The sequence below is a fragment of the Pseudoduganella sp. GW821-FHT05F09 genome (genome assembly GCF_059419605.1).
On the sequence record NZ_JBWKSD010000005.1, the window covers coordinates 254,360 to 270,707 of the forward strand.

Consider the following 16,348-nt stretch of genomic DNA (forward strand, 5'->3'; position numbering starts at 1 on the left):
TTTGCACAATCTTCGTGACTGGCCGGTCTTCTGGCTGGCCTTCATCCTTCCCTGGCCCTGCCTTCCCGTGCAATGCACAGTGGCGTTCGGTCAAAGTCGTCAGGCTTACAGCAGCGGGGGCTGCGCCGGACTGGCTCGCAATGAAAATCGCGCGCGTCACCGGCTTCCCGTTTCACCCTCCAGCCGACAAGCGGGAGGGCACCATTCACGTAATGCCGCGATTCTACCGTACCCGGCGCCTGGATTGAACAAATTTGAGCGGCGTCATGAAACCCATTCGTTGCGCTGGACGGACGCCGCAGCGCGCATTAAGGTTTTTGCACCGCACGGAAAAGGAAGGCCATGGAACCATCCACTTGCAGCCCCATCGCCCCGTCCGGGGCGGAGATTGAACCGGCCGCAAACTGGCCCGCCCTGCTGGCGGTGGCCGTGTTTTCTGCGGCCCTGTTCCAGGGCTACTGGCTGGCCGAGCGCCTGCTGCGCAATTACCCTTCCGTCACACTGCCTGCACTGGGCGCCGTGCTGGCGGCCTGCATCGCGGCGTCCGGCATAGGCTACGGGGCGGCGCCCCGGCCACTGCGCACGCTGATGCGCGGCCTGGCCATTTCCTGCGGTCTTTACAGCGTCCTGCTCTACCCTTCGGTCCCGGCAGTTGCGCATGATTTCAATGGCTGGAGCCAGTTCATGCTGTCCGCCGCCTGGCTGAGCGCCGGGCTGGCGGCACTGCTGGCCATGCGGCGCCCGGCCTGGCTGCTGTATTGCGGCTTCTATGCCTACTGGGTCAAGCATGCGGCGGGCTATATCACCGGCTTTCCCTACGAGACGCTGCTCGATGTCTATCCACTGATACAGCTGCCGGCCTACCTGGCCGTGTCCGTGCTTGCGCTGGAGCTGGCCAAGCGCGCGTGGCCGGAGGGCGGCAAGCACCTTGCCGGCGCGGCGCCCTACTGGGCCATCCTGTTCATCGCGATTGCCATGCAGGCGGCGAACTACTTTTATTCCTCCCTGGCCAAGGGCGGCCTGGATGGCGGCGTGCTGGACTGGGTGCTCAACAACGAGAACCGCAACATCTATCACATCGCGCTGCACAACAAGCAGCTGCTGTGGGGCGACTGGACCGCGCTCACCAGCGCGGTGTCCGGCTTGCTGCAGGTAGTGGGACGGCCGTTCGCGGTGGGCGTTTTCCTGATCCAGCTGTCGGCCATACTGGTGTTTGCCAACCGGCGCTTGCTGCTGGTCCTGTTCACCTTGTTCGACCTGATGCACCTCGGGATTTTCATACTGGCCGGGGCGAATTTCTGGACCTGGTTCATGGTGAACCTGTCCATCATCGCCGCAGCGTCGCAGCTGCCGCGCAGCGCGTTCAACTGGCGCACGGGCGCGGCGGGCGCGCTCGCCATTGCGCTGTCGCCGCTATTCGCCCATGTCGCCAGGCTGGGATGGTATGACAGCCTGGCCGTCAATGAAGCGTATTTTGAAGTGGTGAAAAAGGACGGCGGCACGGCGCGGGTACCGTCGACCGCATTCGGCTTCTACTCCTATCCAATTGCGCACATGAGTTTCGGCCTGCCTCCGGGGAACTACCTGCCCACGGCCACCAACGGCGGCACCTTGTCCTCCGCCGTGCGGAGACTGTCCTACCGCTGCGATTTCAGCAGTGCGGCGCCGGCCGCAGGCGCGGGCTGGAACGGCGCGGCGCTGTCGGCCTTTATCCGGGGCTACCACCGCCAGGTAATCGGCAAGGCGGGGCCGGACGGGCGCTGGTCCAGGCAGCTCTACCCCCACCATTTCTGGAGCGCGCCGTCGGTCGAGCAAGCGTTTGCGGGCGTGGACATGCGCGGCGTGGATGCGTATCGTCTGGTGGTCGAATCAGTCTGTCTCGACCCGGACAGCGGCGCCCTGAAGCGAAAGGTCTATCACAATGAATATCGCATCGACCTTGCAGGCTGAGTATCCCGGCGGCCTGGTGATCGTGTACGACGGCGAATGCCCGTTCTGCTCCAGCTATGTGCAGGTGCTCAAACTGCGCGAGTCCGCCGGTCCGGTGCACCTGGTGGATGCGCGCGCCCGGCCGGTACTCGCCGGCATGCTGCAGCAAGGCGGCTATGACCTGAACCAGGGCATGGCCGCGCTGTACGGAGGACGCATCTACTTCGGCGCCGAGTGCGTGCATATGCTTGCGCTGCTGAGTACGGAGTCCGGCGCGTTCAACCGCATCAACAGCGCCGTGTTCCGCTCGCGCACCCTGTCCCGCGTGCTGTACCCGGTGCTGCGCTGCGGGCGCAACCTCACGCTCAGGCTGATGGGGCGCAAGAAGCTGCCGCCGCCGCCGGGATAACCCCCTGCTACAAGCCCGCTTCGAGTATGCGGCGGCTTGTCTCCAGCGTCACGTCCTGGCGTTCGCCCAGGGCCGTCATGCCATGCGCTTCCAGCTGGCCTATCACCGTGTCGATATGGCGGGCGCCGATATCGTAGTCGCGCAGCCGCGTCGGCACGCCCAGGCTTTCAAAGAAGGCGCGGGTGCGGGCAATGGCCGCGTCGATGCGCTGCTCCTCGCCGCCTTCGGTGATATGCCACACGCGTTCGGCGTACTGCAGCAGCTTGGCGCGCTTGGCTTCGCGGCGCACCTGCATATTCGCGGGCAGCACGATGGCCAGCGTGCGCGCATGGTCGATGCCATGCAGCGCGGTCAGCTCGTGGCCTATCATGTGCGTGGACCAGTCCTCCGGCACGCCGGCCGCGATCAGGCCGTTAAGGGCCATGGTGGCCGCCCACATCAGATTGGCGCGCGCGTCGTAGTTGGACGGCTCGGCCAGCACCTGCGGGCCGATCTCGGCCAGGGTTTGCAGCAGCCCTTCGGCAAAGCGGTCCTGCACGCGGGCGTCGGCCGGATAGGTCATGTACTGTTCCATGACGTGGGTGAAGGCGTCCACCACGCCGTTCGCCACCTGGGTAAGCGGCAGGCTGAAGGTCTTGCTTGGGTCCAGCACCGAGAAGCGCGGGAACACGTGGGGGCTGGAAAAGACCAGCTTGGCCTTGGTCGATTTTTTGGACACGACGGAGCCGCTGTTCATCTCCGAGCCCGTGGCCGGCAAGGTCAGCACCGAGCCGAAGGCCATGGCGCGGCGCACCGTGGCGCCGTGCGTTTCCATGATTTCCCACGGATCGCCCTTGTAGCCCACCGCCGCCGCCACGAACTTGGTGCCGTCGATGACCGAGCCGCCGCCCACCGCCAGCAGGAAGTCCAGGCCTTCCAGGCGTATCTGTTCAACGGCGCGCATCAGCGTTTCGTAGCTGGGGTTGGGTTCGATGCCGCCGAACTCGCGCACGTCGCGCTGGCCGAGGGCGGCCCGCACTTCGGCCAGCGTGCCGTTGCGGCGCGCGCTTTCGCCGCCGTACAGTATTAGCACGCGGGCGCTGGCGGGCACCAGTTCGTCGAGGCGGCTGATGGTGTTCGCGCCGAACACGATGCGGGTGGGATTGTGCAGATCAAAATTGTTCATCTAGCTATTCTCAATACAAAAAAGTTTACTGCGCGGCGGCCAGCATGCGGCGCCGCGTTTCGATGGCGTCGCCGAAGACGCGCTTGGCCTGGCCGCGCACCTGCACGAACTCCAGCTGCTCGCCTTCCGGTCCCTTCGCATAGATCAGCGTCCAGCCGTCGGACTTGCCGCTGGTGATGCGGTTGGTCATGGTGTTGAGCGGGGCCTTCAGGCGTTCCTGCTCGCTGTGCGAGGAAACGATGCGGTTGGCCCGCACATTGCTCATGCCGCGCTTGGCCGATTCGGTTTCCAGGTCGCGCACGAACTCGTTGAAGTCGACATCCTCGCGGATGTAGAAGCAGATATGCATGGAGCGCGGATAGGCCGGACTGGTTTTCTCGGTGGGCGGCGCGAAGCTGGCGCCGCTGCCTTGCGGCTGGCTGCTGTCGCGGTACTGCAGCAGCTCGATCACCACGTTGTCGAACTGGATGAAGCGCACGTCCAGGCGCTGCGCGCCACTGCGCAGATCGGGGATGCCGACGGTGCGCGGGTTGACGTGGCGCTGCGCTGCGTCCAGTTCCTCGGTCAGCAGCAGCGTGTTGTGAATGACGTCGCCCTGGAAGTCACCGTCGCGCATGATCTCGGTGCCGCCCAGTACTTCCGTGTAGAACGCGAAGGCGCGGTCCATGTTTTGCACGGTCACGCCGAAATGCTGCACGCCCTGCAGCCGGGCGCCGAGCGCGCCGCGTCTTGCGGAGACCGGCGCCGCCTGGACTGCGGCTGGAACGAAGGCCGTGACGGCGGCCGCGCCGGCGGCGAGCATCAGCTCGCGGCGGCCTGGATTATCGATAGACATGGTTTAGCTCTCCCAAATTGAATTGAACGTGTCCACTGTAGCGAGCAGGCATATGGCGCACCAGTTAAGAGCGGTAAATTTTGGTAAAGCGGCGCCGCGCGGCCGCCACCACGATAGACAACTCTTAACCCCTGCCCTGCCTTTGCGCTTGCTAATCTGCCTGCACCCAACAACCTCATTCAAAGGAGTATGCAAATGCGCAAACATGCTTTCCACGCCCTCTGGGCGGCACTGGCGCTGTCGGCCTGCACCACGCAGGGCGAACCGGTGCAGCAGGCCAAAGCCGGCGTGCCGGCCGTAGGCCAGGTCGAGATCGTGGCCGAACTCGATATCACGCCGGGCAACGTCACCGCGTCCCGCGACGGACGGGTATTCGCCAGCATCCACGGCATGCGGCGCGGCCCGGTGCAGCTAGTGGAAGTGACCGGCAAGAACAGCTACAAGCCCTTCCCGGATGCGAGCTGGAACGCCGCGCCGGGCTCCGGTCCGGACGTGCTGAATACGCCGCACGGCATTCTGATCGACGGCAAGGACAGGCTGTGGGTGATCGACCACGGCAACTGGATGGAGCGCCCGCAGCCCGCCAAGCTGCTGGCCTTCGACATCAACACGCGCAAGCTGGTGTACCGCCACGACTTCAGCACGGCCACCGCGCCGGCCGACCAGATCCTGCAAGACCTGGCCGTGGATACCGAACGCGGCATGATCTATATCGCCGACTGCGGCCTGACGCCCGCCATCGTCGCGGTCGACATGAAGACCAACACCGCGCGCCGCTTCAGCGGCCATGCCTCGCTCGAAGCCGAGAACATTGAGCTGGTGGTGGAAGGCAAGCCGCTGCTGTTCCCCGGCGCAGGCGGCGTGATGGGACCGGCGCGCGTCGGCATCAATCCGATCACGCTGTCGGCCGACGGCGAAACGCTGTACTACGGCGCCATGAACGGCACCGGCTGGTATTCCGTGCCGGCGCGGCTGTTCCGCGAAGGCGCGCCCGACGCGCGCATTGCCGCCGCCATCCAGCGCGAAGGCGCCAAGCCCATCTCCGACGGCGCCTCCACCGACGCGGAAGGCAACCACTTCTTCACCAATCTGTCCGACAACGGCATCGACGTGCTGACCAAGCGCGGCGAACTGCGTCCGCTGGTGCGCGACGCGCGCTTCCTGTGGCCGGACAACGTCCATTTCGGCCAGGATTCGTGGCTCTACGTCGCCATCAACCAGCTGCACCGCAATCCCATCTTTACCAATGCGGCCGACCAGGGCAAGCCGCCCTACCTGATTGCGCGTGTGTGGACCGGCACGCGCGGCCAGCCCGGACGCTAAACAACGGCCCGGCGCTTGAAGGCGCAGTCCGGTCTGTGAGATCATGGCAAGGCAAGCCAGGATTTCCCACCCACCAGCGCCGGACCCCATGACGACCAGCGACCAGCCCAGCTCCAGCGCGGAGCGCGAGTACAGCTTCGCACCGTTCCGTTTCATCCCGGGACAGCAGCTGCTGCTGCACGGCGACACCCCTGTGCGGCTGGGCAACCGCGCGCTGGACATCCTGGCCGAGCTGGTGGAGCGCCCCGGGGAACTGGTGAGCAAGCGCGAGCTGATGGCGCGCGCCTGGCCCACCAGCGTAGTCGAAGAAAGCAACCTCAAAGTGCACGTGGCGGCCCTGCGCCGCGCGCTGTGCGACGACGGGCGGGAACACCGCTACGTCGCCACCGTGAGTGGGCGCGGCTACCGCTTCGTGGCGCCTGTCACGTCGCAGGTGCGGGCTGCGGCGGCGCCTGCCGCACTGCCCTTTGCGCCTGCGGCCGGCGAGCCTGCGCGCAGGCTGCCGGCGCCGGCCGCCGTCCTTGCCGGGCGCGGCGAAACCATCGCCGCCCTGCTGCGCATCATGGAGCAGCGCCGCTGCGTCAACATTGTTGGACCGGGCGGCATAGGCAAGTCCACGGTGGCCCTGCCGGTGGCGCAGAGCTGCGCGGCCCAGGCCGGCCTGGAACTGTGCTTCGCGGACCTGAGCACGATACCGGACGCGCAGTTTCTCGCGGGCGCAGTGGCCGCCGCCATCGGCATCACCATCCAGACCGGGGACGCGCAGTCGCTGCTGGCCGCCCTGCACGGGCGCCCGCTGCTGCTGGTGCTCGACAGCTGCGAGCACCTGATCGATGCGGCGGCCGCACTGGCGGAGCAGCTGATCCAGGGCGCGCCCGAGCTGCGCATACTGGCCACCAGCCGCGAGCCGCTGCGCATCGCCGGCGAGTACGTCTACCGCCTGATGCCGCTGGCCTATCCCGCCGCAGGTGGCACCCTCAACGCCGCCTCGGCGCTCACCTTTTCCGCCATCCAGCTGTTCGCGCTGCGCGCCGCAGACTGCCTGGACGGCTACCAGCTCAGCGACGCCGACGCGGAGCCCGTGGCCGAAATCTGCCGCCGCCTGGAAGGCATTCCGCTCGCCATCGAGCTGGCCGCCACGCGCATGGACGCCCTCGGCGCTTCCGAGCTGGCGGCCCGCCTGGGCGACCGCTTCCAGCTGCTCAAGCGCGGCCGCCGGGGCGTGCTGGAACGCCACCGCACACTGGAGGCGGCACTGGACTGGAGCTACGAACTGCTGTCCGAACGCCAGCAGGCGCTGCTGCGCGCGCTGTCCGTCTTTGCCGGCGGCTTCACGCTGGACGACGCCGCCGGCTTGTGCCAGGATGCGCAATTCGACGCCGCCACCATCGTCGACGGCGTGGCCAACCTGGTGGACAAGTCGCTGCTGTCGGCCGACACCTCCCAGCCCTGCGTCCACTACCGCCTGCTCGACACCACCAAGGCCTACGCCCAGGAAAAGCTCGACCGATGCGGCGAAACCGGCTACAAGCGGCGGCGCCATCTCGAATACCACCGCGCGCTGCTGGAACGCGCCTCGGTCGAATGGGACACCATTCCCGGCGCGGACTGGCTGGCCAGATACGGCCGCTGCCTGGACGACGTGCGCGCCGCGCTGGCCTGGGCCTTTGCGCCCGGCGGCGACGCCGCGCTGGGCACGTGTTTGACCGTGTCGGCCATACCGATGTGGATGCAGCTCTCGCTGCTGGAGGAAGGCCGGCGATGCGCCGAGCGCGCACTGGCCGGCGCCGGCGGCGCGCTGCCCGAGGCCTGCGCCGAAATGAAGCTGCGCGCCGCATGGGCCGCAGCCACGCTGTACGCCAACGGTCCGATACCGGCCACCGAGGCTGCATGGACACGCGTGCTGGCCCTGGCCGACGGACTGCAGGACAAGGAATACCAGCTGATGGCGCTATGGGGCATTGCGGTGTGCCGCAGCTATGCCGGCGAGCCGCAGGCCGTTCAGGCGCTGCAGGAACGCTTCCGCGCCGTGGCGCCGGACGCGGGCGCCGCGCCGGTCAGCATGGAAAGGCTGCTCGGGACCGCGCTGCACTACGCGGGCGATCAGGCGGGCGCAAGGCGCCATCTGGAGTGCATGCTGGAGCACTACGTGCCGCCGGTGCGCGGCTCGCGCCTGGCGCGCTTCCAGCTCAACCAGCGCGCGGCGGCGCTCGGCACGCTGGCCTGCGTGCTGTGGCTGCAAGGCTATCCCGAGCAAGCGGTGGACACCGCGCAGGCCGCGCTGCAAGAGGCGCGCGCCTCCGTCCACGCGCAGTCCATGATGTACGCCATCAGCAATGCGGCCTTCCCGCTCATGCTGCTGACCGGCGACTACGCGGCGGCCGAGGCGCATCTGGCCGAGCTGGCCTGCTATATGAAAACGCACGCGCTCACGCAATGGGAGACCCTGTGGCGCTGCATGCAGGCCAGCTTGCAGGTGGTGCGCGGCGACGCCGACGCCTTGCCGGTGCTGCAGCAAACCGTGATGGAGCTGCAGGAGGCGGGCTACCGCATGCATCTGGTCAGCCATCTCGGCACGCTGGCCGAGGCGCTGGGGACGCAGGGCCAGCGCGCCGCTGGCCTGGCGCTGATCAACAGCGCACTGGCGGCCTGCGAGGCCGGGGAAGACCGCTGGTATCACCCGGAAGTACTGCGGATTAAAGGCGTGCTGCGGGAGCCGGCCGATGCCGGCGCGGCCGAACAGCTATATCGGCAAGCGCTGGCCATCGCCGCCAAACAAGAGGCGCTGTCCTGGCGGCTGCGCGCGGCCACCAGCCTGGCCCGGCTCAAGATGCGCCAGGGAGCGCAGCAGGAGGGCAGGCAGCTGCTGGAGGGCGTGCTGCGCCAGTTCAGCGAAGGCCACGGCAGCGCCGATCTGCGCGCCGCGCGGGCCTTGCTCGATCACTCGCCGCCCAGCGACGGGTAATCGGTGTAGCCGCCGGCGCCGCCGCCGTAGAAGGTGTTGCGGTCCGCCTCGGCCAGCGGCACGTTGCGGCGCAGGCGCTCGACCAGGTCCGGATTCGAAATGAAGGGACGGCCGAAGGCCACCATGTCGGCGTGGCCGGCGTTGATGGCTTCGATGGCCATTTCGCGGTCATAGCTGTTGTTGGCGATGTACTTGCCGCCGAAGGCCGCGTGCAGGCGCTTGAAGTCGAACTCGCCGGCGGCATTGTCGCCGCGCGTCTGGCCTTCCACGCAATGCAGATAGGCCAGGCCCAGCTTGCCCAGCTGTTCGGCCAGGTAGAAGTAGGTGCCTTCCGGATCGCTGTCCAGCGGCGTGTCGCCCACAGCGCGGGTAATCGGCGACAGGCGCACACCGACGCGGTCCGCACCCCACACACCGGCCACCGCCGTCACCACGTCGATAGGGAAGCGGGTGCGGTTCTGCACCGATCCGCCGTATTCGTCGGAGCGCTGGTTGGTGCTGTCGCGGATGAACTGTTCCAGCAGATAGCAATTGGCAGCGTGCACTTCCACGCCGTCAAAGCCCGCGTCCTTGGCGCACTGCGCGGCGTGGCGGTAGTCCTCGACGATGCGGGCGATTTCCGCCGCCTCCAGCGCGCGCGGCATGGACGGGCGGTCGAAGCCTTCGCTCTCCAGGAACACCTGTTCGTTGGCCTGGATGGCGGACGGCGCCACCGGCGCCGCGCCGCCGGCCTGCAGGCTCACATGCGACATGCGGCCCACGTGCCACAGCTGGCACACGATCTTGCCGCCGGCTGCATGCACCGCGTCGGTGATGCGGCGCCAGGCCGCCACTTGCGCCTCGGTGTAGATGCCGGGCGTAAAAGCGTAGCCGCGCCCTTCGCGCGTGATGTTGGTCGCTTCGCTGATAATCAGGCCGGCGCTGGCGCGCTGGCGGTAGTACTCGATGGCGTGCTCGGAGTGCACGCCGTCCATGTCGGCGCGCGAGCGGGTCAGCGGCGCCATGGCGACGCGGTTGGCCACGCCGATGGCGCCGATGGCGGTGGGGGAAAACAGTTTTGCCTGGATGATGGTGGTCATGGTCTGGAAATTTTTGCTGTAACAGTTGATCGGATACCGTGAAAACAGCTTAGCACCGGGGCCCGCCGAACCAGGGTTAAGCCTGGTAAAGCCTGGTAGCGCCCGCAGCACGTAGGGATTTACCAAAATTAACCACCCGCTCCGTACAAATATCGTTGTGACCAGCTAGCTGCAGCTTCAAATTGGCCTGGCGTGGAATCTTGTCCGGCACTAGCCCAGCAAACCCATGGAGCCATCCCATAGCAGCTTGACCGCCGTGACTATCAGCAGGCCATAACAAATGCGGTAGAGCTGTTCCTGGTTCAATCGGCCGTGCAATTTCCATCCGCTCCACACACCGAACAGCGCGGCGGGCAAGCAGATCACCATCAGCATCCAGGAGCCGCCGGACAGGCCGCCGACGGCCAGCCAGGGACCAGCCTTCAGCAGGTTGCCTATCGTGAAAAACAGGCTGGTGGTGCCTGCATAGACTTCCTTCGACAGGCCGAGCGGCAGCAGATACATCGCAAGCGGCGGCCCGCCGGAATGCGCCACCATGGTGGTGACGCCGGATGCCGTGCCGGCCAGCAGTCCCTTGCCTCTTGAGCGCGGAAGCGCAACCACGGTATTTCGTCCACGCCACCACAGGAACGCAAACAGCAATGTGGTCACCGCCATCAGGATTTCGACGACGTGGCGGTCCAGGTATTCAAGCAAGAAGTAGCCGCCCCCGATGCCAACGACCAGGCCAGGTAGCAGCAAGGCCAAGTCAGGCCTGGACCAGGTGTGCGGCCGCCAGAAGCGCAAGGCATAAAGATCCATCGCAACGAACAATGGCGCCAGCAGGCTGCCGGCCTTGATGGGGTCCATCACCAGGGCGAGCACCGGTATCCCGATAATCGCAAAGCCGCCGCCAAAGGCCCCCTTCATGAAGCCGATCGCCAAGACGGCCGCCACGGCAACGGAAATCATTTGCAAATCTATATTCATGATGATCGTCATCAAAATGGGAAAACTGAATTCTAATCCCCCCACCGCACCGCCGAAAAATTTTTTAAAATATCGCTTGCTATTCTATAGCGCACGATATAAAGTACACACATCGGCGCTGCAAACACAGCGAAGAGCAGCAAAAAATGTAGCGCACTACTTAGTAGCTAGCAATTTAAATTAACCCACAGCAAAGGAAATCATCATGTCGATCAAACAAGTTCTGTACCGCGCAAACGCTAAAGCAACCGGTGGCCGCGAAGGCCGTGCTGTCTCCTCCGACGGCGTGCTGGACGTCAAACTGACCACCCCGAAAGAACTGGGCGGCGCCGGTGCGGTGGGCACCAATCCTGAACAGCTGTTCGCCGCCGGCTACTCGGCTTGCTTCCTGGGCGCCATGAAATTCGTCGGCGGCCGCGACAAGATCGCCGTGCCTGCGGACGTGTCGGTGGAAGGCACCGTCGGTATCGGCGCCATCGAAACCGGCTTCGGCATCGAAGTGGAACTGAAAATCTCGCTGCCGGGCCTGGACCGCGCCACCGCTGAAAAGCTGGTCGCCGCCGCCCACATCGTCTGCCCTTACTCGAACGCCACCCGCGGCAACATCGACGTAACGCTGACCATCGTCTAAGCAAGGCTTTGCTGCTACCGCCAAGGCGGTAGCGGCGGGCTGAAGGTCCATCAAACAAGTAGTGCACGATCTAATCGATACCAATTAAACTTAGGAGAAATACCATGAAAGCATCCATCCTGTCCGTCGCCGCCGCCGTCATCGCCCTGACCTCGAGCGCCTATGCCGCCGAACCCGTGAACAGCGGCGAAGGCTACCAGGCCAACATCAGCGCCGTGTCCACCCGCAGCCGCGCCGAAGTGAAGGCGGAAACCGTCGCCGCGCTGCGCAATGGCCAGATCCTGAACGGCGAAGCCTATCCAGCCAGCTTCACCACCGCCGCACCGGGCAAGACCCGCCAGGAAGTGCGCGCCGAACTGGCCCAGGCTATCAAGGCCGGCACCCTGCCGCACTATGAATAAAGCCCCTACAATGGTCGCTTCCATCCCAGTAGAGGCGACCATGATTGAGTGGCAATGGCTTGAGTTTGAACACCTTCCACGCGAAGACCTGTATGAAGTGCTGCGCCAGCGGCAAGAGGTCTTCGTGCTGGAGCAGAAGTGCCTGTATCCCGACCTCGACGGCTACGACCAGGCGGCGCATCACCTGATGGCCTGGCATGCGGTTGACGGCAAACGCCAGCTGGCGGCCTATCTGCGCTGCATAGCGCCCGGCGTGAAATTCCCTGAAATGTCCCTGGGCCGCGTCTTGACGGCGTCGTCCGCGCGCGGCAGCGGCATCGGCCGCCAGTTGCTGGACGAAGGCATACGCCGCGCCGAAGCGCTGCATGCCGGCCACCGCATCCGCATCGGCGCCCAGCTCTACCTGGAAAAATTCTACAGCAGCTTCGGCTTCGTCCGCGTGAGCGAGCCGTATGACGAAGATGGCATCATGCACATCGATATGCTGCGCTAGCAGCCTGCGTTAAAACGCGATGATGAAGCGCGCTCCGGCGCCCACCGGCTTGGCGTAGCGCACCATGCCGCCGTTGGCGTGCACCAGATGGCGCACCATGGCGAGGCCGATGCCGCGCCCCTGCTTCTTGGTCGAAAAAAACGGCGTGAACACTTGCGAGGCCAGCTCCTGCGGCACGCCGGGGCCGTTGTCGGCCACCTCGATGCGCAGCCGTCCGCCACGGCTCAGCCGCGCGCTCAGCTGCACTTGCGGCTGCGGCGTGGCGGCGGTGGCTTCGGCCGCGTTCTTCAGCAAATTGATCAGGGCCTGCTCCAGCTGGCCGGGGTCCACCATGACGTCCAGCGAGGCCGGTTCGACGGAAAAGACGGCGCGGCCGCCGCGCGCCAGCCATTGCGGCGCCATCAGCATGGACAGGCGCGAGAACAGCTCGCCCAGGTGCACCAGCTCGGGCTGCGCCTGCGGCACGCTGGACAGGCTGCGGTAGCTGGCCACGAACTCCACCAGGCTGGCGGCGCGGCGGGCGATGGCGTCCAGCGCGGTGCCCAGGTCGCCGCTCACGTCGGGCGCCAGATCGGCCTGCACTTCGGCCAGCAGGTCGCAGGCGGTGCGCGACAGCGACGCCACCGGCGTGAGCGAATTCATGATCTCGTGGGTGAGCACTTGCACCAGCTGGCGCCAGGCATTCATCGCTTCCGCTTCCAGTTCGCTTTCCACCGGCATCAGCGCGGCCAGGCGCTGGCCGGCGCCCTGCACCGTCAGCGCGGTGACGGAGGCCAGCGCGCGCTCGGTGCCGCGCTCCGTTTCAAAGCTCACCAGTTCGCGGCGTTCGGCCATCTGCGCGGCCAGTACCTCGGCCAGCTGCACGGGATCGCTGGCGCGGCCCGGCGCCAGCAGGCGGCGCGCGCTTGCGTTGAGCGGCGTCAGCGCGCCGGGACCGCTCAGGGTGGCGATGGAGAACAGCGCGATGGGGGCATGTTCGAGGCGCGCTTCCAGCAGCTGCGCCGCATCCAGCAGGGCGCGCCGGTCCGGCGTAAGCGCCCACGGCATGCCAACAGCCGCCGCAGGCGTCTCTGCCGCAGGCGCGGCTTGCGTTGCCTGGCCTTGGGCGGACAGGCGGCGCTGCAGCAGCCAGGCGGGGACGACGGCGGCGAGCACGCACAGCACTTGCAGGCGCGGCGATCCGGCGCTGCTGGCGGCGGCGTAGCTCAGCGCCATGAGCGCGGCCACGCAGGCGTAGCCGATGTAGGCGGAGGCTGGGCGTGGCCGTTCAGATGCCATGCTTGCCCAGCTTGCGGTATAGCGCGGCGCGGCTGACGCCGAGCATGCGGGCTGTGTGGCTGATGTTGCCCTTGGCGGCGGCCAGCGCGGCGGAGATGGCGTCGCGTTCGAGCGCGTTCAGGGTCAGGTCGTCGCTCGCTGCGGATGGAGCGGAGGCAGGCGCGGAGGCAGGCATCGCAGCACCGCCCGCCGCAGGGCTCTCGGCCGGTGCTGCGAGGCCGAAGTCCGCAGACTGGTATTCGCTGTCGCTGCCGAGGATGACGGCGCGCTCGCACGCGTGGCGCAGCGCGCGCACATTGCCCGGCCACGGATAGGCCTCCAGCCAGGCCAGCGCGGCGGACGACAAGGCGCGCGCCGGACGCTGGTACTGGCGCTCGTAGACGTCCAGGTAGTGCCGCAGCAGGCCGGGTATGTCTTCGCGCCGCTCGCGCAGCGGCGGCACGCGGATCACGATGGTGTTGAGCCGGAACAGCAGGTCGGGACGGAACTCGGCCGGGTCGAACAGCCGCACTTCGTCCAGGTTGGTGGCGCTGATGATGCGCACGTCTATCGCTTCCGGCTTGTCGGCGCCGATCGGCGTCACTTCGCGCCGCTCCAGCACCGTCAGCAGCTTGGCTTGCGCGGCCAGCGGCATATTGCCGATCTCGTCGAGGAACAGCGAGCCGCCGCGCGCGGCCTGGAAGCGCCCCGCGCGGTCGGCCTTGGCGTCTGTGAAGGAGCCTTTGCGGTGGCCGAACAATTCGCTTTCAAAGGTGGACTCGGGCAAGGCGCCCATGTCCACCGCGAGGAAGGTGCCGCAGGCGCGCTGCGAGGACAAATGGATGGCGCGCGCCACCAGCTCCTTGCCGACGCCGTTTTCGCCCAGCACCATCACATTGGCGCCGGTGGGGCCGACGCTGGCGATCATGGCCTTCACGCTGCGCATGGCGGGTGAGTCGCCCATCAGGGCGGCGGTGGCGTCGTCCGGCGAAGGAGCCGGCGCGCGGGCTGGCGCTTCGGCGGCGCGGCGCGCCAGTGCGGCGTCCACTGCCGCCACCAGGCGCGCGTTGTCCCACGGCTTGGTGATGAAGTCGCACGCGCCGCGCTTGAGCGCCTCCACCGCGAGCGGCACGTCGGCATAGGCCGTGAGCGCGATCACGGCGCAGCGCTCGGCGCGCAGCCTGTCCAGCAGCGCCAGGCCTTCCGCGCCGTCGATGCGGCCGGGAGTGAAATTAAAATCGAGCAGCACCACGTCCGGCACGCCGCGCGAAAGATAGGCGGGCAGCCCGGCGGGATCGTTCAGGGTGGCGACGGTGCCGTAGCGGCGGCGCAGCAAAAGCTGCGCGGCGCAGGCCACGTCGGTGTCGTCGTCGAGGATCAGGATGTGTGCTGTGGAGTCGGCCATGTGGCGCATTCTAGCAGTACGGATCGCCTTGCGGAGCATGGGTTTCCGCACTGTCCGGAATCGAACACCCGCCCCTGTCCGCATGCGGACAAACCGCCGCGCCAGCAGCCAAAAAGCGCCAAAAACAGCGCTGCGGCATGCCTGGCACGGGGCTTGCAATGTGAAGGCTATCGCACACTGCAAGCACACAATATGAACACTCCCCATCCCAAACTGGTCAGCGGCGCCGCCATGGACACCATCGTGCCCAAACGGCGCGGCAAGACCATCGCGCTCGCCATAGCCGGCACTGCCGCAGCGGCGGCCTTCGCTTTCGCGCTGTGGCACTGGATGCCGCGCGGCCTGCAGGTGACGGCGGGCGAACTGCGCATCGCCGCCGTGGAGCGCGGCGTGTTCCGCGACGACGTGGTGGTGCGCGCCACCGCCCAGCCGCTGCAGTCGGTGATGCTGGACTCGGTGGAGTCGGGCCGCATCGAGGAGGTGTATGCGCGCGACGGCGACCTGGTGAAACAGGGCCAGCTGCTGTTCCGCATCTCCAACCCGCAGCGCAACCTGGAGCTGCTGGCGCGCCAGGGTGAACGCGCGCAGCAGATTTCCAACCTGTCCAATCTGCGCGTGGCGCAAGAAGCGAGCCGCAGCGAACACCAGCGCCGCCTGGACGACCTCAGTTTCGCCATGGACCAGGCGCAGAAGCGCTATGCGCGCGACGAGAAGCTGGCGGCGCAAGGCTTTCTGTCCCCGGTGGCGCTGGAAGAATCGGCCGACCGCGTGGCGCAGCAATGGCGCGTGCTGGCGCAGGCGCAAGCCAGCAACGACACCGACCAGCGCGTGCGCGCCACCGCGCTGGAACAGCTGGACAAGGCGCTGGACGGCTTGCAGTCCGGCCTGAAGCTGGTCAGCGCCACGGTGGACGCGCTGGCCGTGCGCGCGCCCAGCGACGGCAGGCTGACCGACTTCCGCCTGCAAGTGGGCGAGTCCATCACCACCGGCAAGCACGTCGGCCGCATCGACGATCCGGCGCGCTTCAAGCTGTCCGCCGAAGTGGACGAGTACTACCTCAAGCGCGTGGCCGTGGGCCGCCACGGCAGCGTGCAGATGGACGGCCGCAGCTACACGGTGGACGTGTCCACCATCTACCCGCAGATCAAGGAAGGCCGCTTCACGGTGGAACTGGTTTTCAGCGCAGGCCAGCCGGACGCGCTCAGTCCCGGCCAGAGCGTGGACGCCACCATCACGCTGGGCGAACCGGCGCCCGCGCTGCTGCTGCCGAACGGCGCCTTCCTGAACGACAGCGGCGGCACCTGGGTGTACGCCGTGGCGCAGGACGGCGCCGTGGCCGAGCGGCGCGCCATCCGCAGCGGCCGGCGCAACAACGCCCAGCTGGAGGTGCTGTCCGGCCTGGCCGTGGGCGAGCGCGTGATCGTCTCCGGCTACACGGCCTACGGCAATGCCCCCAGGCTGCAAATTTCCAAGTAAGCTCACCACCA

The 16,348-nt window shown here is 67.0% G+C and carries 14 protein-coding genes and 1 riboswitch; of the genes, 8 read left to right on the top strand and 6 right to left on the bottom strand.

Annotated elements, in window-relative coordinates; genetic code table 11:
* Positions 1-3: 3 nt before the first annotated feature.
* Positions 4-221, bottom strand: a riboswitch (cobalamin riboswitch).
* A 121-nt stretch (positions 222-342) separates the two neighbouring features.
* Entirely contained in the window at positions 343-1,950 is a 1,608-nt protein-coding gene (locus tag AC07S4_RS17955; RefSeq protein ID WP_494987958.1) for a hypothetical protein, read from the top strand.
* Positions 1,922-2,338 (top strand): DCC1-like thiol-disulfide oxidoreductase family protein, encoded by a 417-nt coding sequence (locus tag AC07S4_RS17960; protein WP_494987959.1) that lies wholly within the window; start codon positions 1,922-1,924, stop codon positions 2,336-2,338. The genes AC07S4_RS17955 and AC07S4_RS17960 overlap by 29 nt, the downstream gene beginning before the upstream one ends.
* Positions 2,339-2,345: 7 nt before the next feature.
* Here AC07S4_RS17960 and AC07S4_RS17965 read toward each other — a convergent pair whose 3' ends face one another.
* Together AC07S4_RS17965 and AC07S4_RS17970 are read right to left on the bottom strand one after the other, a co-directional pair.
* Positions 2,346-3,503 carry an iron-containing alcohol dehydrogenase gene (locus AC07S4_RS17965; RefSeq protein WP_494987960.1) on the bottom strand — a complete coding sequence of 386 codons (1,158 nt, stop codon included), beginning with the start codon at positions 3,501-3,503 and terminating at the stop codon, positions 2,346-2,348.
* Positions 3,504-3,528: 25 nt separating this feature from the next.
* The gene (locus AC07S4_RS17970) at positions 3,529-4,338 is read right to left on the bottom strand and encodes a VOC family protein (RefSeq protein WP_494987961.1); all 810 of its coding nucleotides are present in this window, start codon (positions 4,336-4,338) and stop codon (positions 3,529-3,531) included.
* A gap of 195 nt (positions 4,339-4,533) precedes the next feature.
* Here AC07S4_RS17970 and AC07S4_RS17975 point away from each other — a divergent pair, with 195 nt between their 5' ends.
* Positions 4,534-5,661, top strand: coding sequence for an L-dopachrome tautomerase-related protein (locus tag AC07S4_RS17975; protein ID WP_494987962.1), 1,128 nt, complete (start codon positions 4,534-4,536; stop codon positions 5,659-5,661).
* A gap of 88 nt (positions 5,662-5,749) precedes the next feature.
* A complete protein-coding gene (locus tag AC07S4_RS17980) occupies positions 5,750-8,626 on the top strand; it encodes an ATP-binding protein (RefSeq protein ID WP_494987963.1) in 2,877 nt (958 codons plus the stop codon).
* Here the strand turns inward: AC07S4_RS17980 and AC07S4_RS17985 are convergent.
* On the bottom strand, positions 8,602-9,705 hold the full coding sequence (locus tag AC07S4_RS17985) for an alkene reductase (RefSeq protein WP_494987964.1): 1,104 nt from the start codon (positions 9,703-9,705) through the stop codon (positions 8,602-8,604). The genes AC07S4_RS17980 and AC07S4_RS17985 overlap by 25 nt on opposite strands.
* A gap of 210 nt (positions 9,706-9,915) precedes the next feature.
* On the bottom strand, positions 9,916-10,686 hold the full coding sequence (locus AC07S4_RS17990; protein WP_494987965.1) for a sulfite exporter TauE/SafE family protein: 771 nt from the start codon (positions 10,684-10,686) through the stop codon (positions 9,916-9,918).
* A 193-nt stretch (positions 10,687-10,879) separates the two neighbouring features.
* Here AC07S4_RS17990 and AC07S4_RS17995 point away from each other — a divergent pair, with 193 nt between their 5' ends.
* The 3 genes from AC07S4_RS17995 to AC07S4_RS18005 all read left to right on the top strand — a co-directional run bounded on the left by AC07S4_RS17995 (position 10,880) and on the right by AC07S4_RS18005 (position 12,199).
* Entirely contained in the window at positions 10,880-11,305 is a 426-nt protein-coding gene (locus tag AC07S4_RS17995) for an organic hydroperoxide resistance protein (protein ID WP_161070158.1), read from the top strand.
* A 104-nt stretch (positions 11,306-11,409) separates the two neighbouring features.
* Positions 11,410-11,706, top strand: coding sequence for a DUF4148 domain-containing protein (locus AC07S4_RS18000; protein ID WP_494987966.1), 297 nt, complete (start codon positions 11,410-11,412; stop codon positions 11,704-11,706).
* Between the two features lie 40 nt (positions 11,707-11,746).
* Positions 11,747-12,199, top strand: a complete 453-nt coding sequence (locus AC07S4_RS18005) for a GNAT family N-acetyltransferase (RefSeq protein ID WP_494987967.1) — start codon at positions 11,747-11,749, stop codon at positions 12,197-12,199.
* A gap of 9 nt (positions 12,200-12,208) precedes the next feature.
* On the opposite strand, the gene AC07S4_RS18010 is transcribed toward AC07S4_RS18005, so the two are convergent.
* Positions 12,209-13,477 carry a sensor histidine kinase gene (locus AC07S4_RS18010; RefSeq protein ID WP_494987968.1) on the bottom strand — a complete coding sequence of 423 codons (1,269 nt, stop codon included), beginning with the start codon at positions 13,475-13,477 and terminating at the stop codon, positions 12,209-12,211.
* A complete protein-coding gene (locus AC07S4_RS18015) occupies positions 13,467-14,861 on the bottom strand; it encodes a sigma-54-dependent transcriptional regulator (RefSeq protein ID WP_494987969.1) in 1,395 nt (464 codons plus the stop codon). The genes AC07S4_RS18010 and AC07S4_RS18015 overlap by 11 nt, the downstream gene beginning before the upstream one ends.
* 192 nt (positions 14,862-15,053) lie before the next feature.
* Here AC07S4_RS18015 and AC07S4_RS18020 point away from each other — a divergent pair, with 192 nt between their 5' ends.
* The gene (locus AC07S4_RS18020) at positions 15,054-16,337 is read left to right on the top strand and encodes an efflux RND transporter periplasmic adaptor subunit (RefSeq protein ID WP_494987970.1); all 1,284 of its coding nucleotides are present in this window, start codon (positions 15,054-15,056) and stop codon (positions 16,335-16,337) included.
* Positions 16,338-16,348: the final 11 nt, after the last annotated feature.

Coding starts and splice junctions, on each gene's coding strand:
- AC07S4_RS17955 (WP_494987958.1), top strand. CDS start 343: ATGGAACCATCCACTTGCAGCCCCATCGCCCCGTCCGGGGCGGAGATT.
- AC07S4_RS17960 (WP_494987959.1), top strand. CDS start 1,922: ATGAATATCGCATCGACCTTGCAGGCTGAGTATCCCGGCGGCCTGGTG.
- AC07S4_RS17965 (WP_494987960.1), bottom strand. CDS start 3,503: ATGAACAATTTTGATCTGCACAATCCCACCCGCATCGTGTTCGGCGCG.
- AC07S4_RS17970 (WP_494987961.1), bottom strand. CDS start 4,338: ATGTCTATCGATAATCCAGGCCGCCGCGAGCTGATGCTCGCCGCCGGC.
- AC07S4_RS17975 (WP_494987962.1), top strand. CDS start 4,534: ATGCGCAAACATGCTTTCCACGCCCTCTGGGCGGCACTGGCGCTGTCG.
- AC07S4_RS17980 (WP_494987963.1), top strand. CDS start 5,750: ATGACGACCAGCGACCAGCCCAGCTCCAGCGCGGAGCGCGAGTACAGC.
- AC07S4_RS17985 (WP_494987964.1), bottom strand. CDS start 9,705: ATGACCACCATCATCCAGGCAAAACTGTTTTCCCCCACCGCCATCGGC.
- AC07S4_RS17990 (WP_494987965.1), bottom strand. CDS start 10,686: ATGACGATCATCATGAATATAGATTTGCAAATGATTTCCGTTGCCGTG.
- AC07S4_RS17995 (WP_161070158.1), top strand. CDS start 10,880: ATGTCGATCAAACAAGTTCTGTACCGCGCAAACGCTAAAGCAACCGGT.
- AC07S4_RS18000 (WP_494987966.1), top strand. CDS start 11,410: ATGAAAGCATCCATCCTGTCCGTCGCCGCCGCCGTCATCGCCCTGACC.
- AC07S4_RS18005 (WP_494987967.1), top strand. CDS start 11,747: ATGATTGAGTGGCAATGGCTTGAGTTTGAACACCTTCCACGCGAAGAC.
- AC07S4_RS18010 (WP_494987968.1), bottom strand. CDS start 13,477: ATGGCATCTGAACGGCCACGCCCAGCCTCCGCCTACATCGGCTACGCC.
- AC07S4_RS18015 (WP_494987969.1), bottom strand. CDS start 14,861: ATGGCCGACTCCACAGCACACATCCTGATCCTCGACGACGACACCGAC.
- AC07S4_RS18020 (WP_494987970.1), top strand. CDS start 15,054: ATGAACACTCCCCATCCCAAACTGGTCAGCGGCGCCGCCATGGACACC.